Origin of the sequence: Streptomyces ossamyceticus (assembly GCF_001418475.1) — a bacterium.
Lineage (GTDB): Bacteria > Actinomycetota > Actinomycetes > Streptomycetales > Streptomycetaceae > Streptomyces > Streptomyces ossamyceticus.
Genome location: NZ_LIQX01000877.1, coordinates 1 through 2,254, shown reverse-complemented (window position 1 = coordinate 2,254; position 2,254 = coordinate 1). Strand labels below are relative to the sequence as shown.

Annotated in this window: 2 protein-coding genes; both read right to left on the bottom strand. The window is 74.2% G+C overall.

All coding sequences use genetic code 11. The annotated features are described in order from the left end of the window. Window positions 1-36: 36 nt before the first annotated feature. Complete coding sequence (locus AOK15_RS40040) at window positions 37-831, bottom strand: class I SAM-dependent methyltransferase (RefSeq protein WP_055524042.1); 795 nt, start codon at window positions 829-831, stop codon at window positions 37-39. Between the two features lie 81 nt (window positions 832-912). Next, the gene (locus AOK15_RS40035) at window positions 913-2,214 is read right to left on the bottom strand and encodes a glucarate dehydratase family protein (RefSeq protein ID WP_055524040.1); all 1,302 of its coding nucleotides are present in this window, start codon (window positions 2,212-2,214) and stop codon (window positions 913-915) included. Between the last annotated feature and the right edge of the window lie 40 nt (window positions 2,215-2,254).

Genomic DNA, 2,254 nt, shown 5'->3' with positions numbered 1-2,254 from the left:
CGCGCAGTTCCTCGCGCCCCTTACTGAGCGGGGGTCTCATGTCCCCCCTCTGATCGCCCATGCCCGGGCGGTCAGGGGGATCGAGCCGTTCGGTCGGGTGGGGATGGCGCTGGTGAGGGCCTCGCGTAGGTGGGTGCGGGCGGGTGGGGGCAGCGCCGCGACGTAGCCGGGTGCGGGGCCCTGGCCGGCCAGGAACGGTTGCCAGAAGTCGGCGAAGTCGGCGAAGACCGTGGGCACCTCGATCGGGGTGACCGTCACCTCGGTCAGGCCCGCCTCCGTCCACAGCGCGCGCAGGGGGTCCGGGCGGCAGAACGGGAAGCGGTGGGCCTCGTCCAGCGGGGCGGCCGACGGGTCCAGCGCGACCGCGGTGTCCCAGAACCGCCGCAGGAACTCCATGCCCTCCGCGTAGTCCCACACGTACGCCGCGACCAGGCCGCCCGGCCGCACCAGCCGGGCCCACGCGGCCACCGCCGCGCCCGGCTCGGGGAGGAAGTTGAGCGCCAGCCCGCTGACCACCGCGTCGAACGCCCCGTCGCGCACCGGCGGCGCCACCGCGTCGGCCACCACGAAGCGCGCGGGCGCGGGCGCGGCGGCACGGGCCGAGGCCACGAACCCGGCGGACCGGTCCAGCCCCACCACGGTGCGCGGCCGGCAGCGGGCCGCCACCGTCGCGGTCAGCGCGCCGGTGCCGCACCCCACGTCCAGCCACCGCGCACCGTCCGGGACGCCGAGCCACGCCGTGAACCGCTCCGCGACCGGACGGCTCCACCGGCCCATGTACCGCTCGTAGGCGTCACCGGCCGCCCACACGTCGCCACGCCTGTCGTCCATGCCCCCACGATGGCCCCGCCGGGCCGGTGAGAAGCGGGGACACGCGGATGTCCGGCGCCCCTCGGCAGGCGGTCGGGCCGTTCACCAGCGCGGCACCGACGGGGTGCTCCAGGCCGGGTCCGCCACCCGCATCGCCGCCTCGTCGTCACGGTCGTGGAGGGAGCCGTCGTCGGCCAGCCACCGCTCGTGGAGGAGGGCCAGCCGGGCGCGGTCCAGCTCGACGCCCAGGCCCGGCGCGTCCGACACCCGTACCGAGCCGTTATCGAAGGTGAGGCGCTCGGTGAGGACGTCCTCGGACTGCCAGGGGTAGTGGGAGTCGCAGGCGTGGTGGAGATTCGGCACCGTGGACGCCACGTGGGTCATCGCGGCGAGACTGATGCCGAGGTGGGTGTTGGAGTGCATGGAGACGCCGACGCCGAAGGTACGGCAGATCGCGGCCAGTTCACGGGTGTTGCGCAGACCGCCCCAGTAGTGGTGGTCCGACAGGACGACCTGGACGGCGTCCTTCGTGAACGCCTCCTTGATCTCGGCGAAGGTCGTCACGCACATGTTGGTGGCGAGCGGCACCGACGTGCGCGCCGCGACCTCGGCCATGGCGGGCGTGCCCAGCGCCGGGTCCTCCAGGTATTCGAGGACGTCGGCCAGGGCGTCCGCGACCCGCACGGAGGTCTCCACGGACCAGGCCCCGTTGGGGTCGAGCCGCAGGGGACGGCCGGGGAACGCCGCCGCGAGGGCACGGACCGCGGCGATCTCCTCGTCCGGCGCGAAGACACCGCCCTTGAGCTTGAAGGAGGTGAAGCCGTAGCGCTCGGTGAACCTCCGGGCCTGCTCCACCACCCCGGCCGGGTCGAGGGCCGCACCCCAGTCGTCCTTCTCGCAGACGACGCCCTCGGGATGGTCGGCCCACTTGTAGAACAGGTACGCGCTGTACTCCACCGTGTCCCGCACCTTGCCCCCGAGCAGCGCGTGCACCGGCAGACCCAGCGCCTTGCCGAGGGCGTCCAGGCAGGCCACCTCGAACGCGGAGACGACCGACAGGCGCAGCTTGTCGGCGGTCTGCACCCCGCGCAGGCCGCCCACGTCCACCTGGCCGGAGGTCCGCGACGCGTCGACCGCGACCTCGTCGGCGACGGCGAACAGCCCGTTCAGATCGTCGACCGAGCGGCCCACCAGCCGCGTCGCGAACGGCCGCGCCAGCTCCAGGTACTTCGTGTCACCGTACGTCTCGCCGACGCCCGTGGTCCCGTCGGCGGTCACGACCTCCACGATCAGCCGGGGCGTGTACGGCTGGTGCACGCCCTGGGTGTTCAGCAGCGGCGGGTCGGCGACCAGGATCGGGGTCAACCGGACCTCGGCGACGGTCAGATCACGGGCGGCGGTCACAGGGCGGCTCCTACGGTGGGGGCGGCGGGCGCGGTGCCGC

Excerpts from the sequence above, each read along its gene's own strand:
- AOK15_RS40040 (WP_055524042.1), bottom strand. The coding sequence starts at position 831 with ATGGACGACAGGCGTGGCGACGTGTGGGCGGCCGGTGACGCCTACGAG.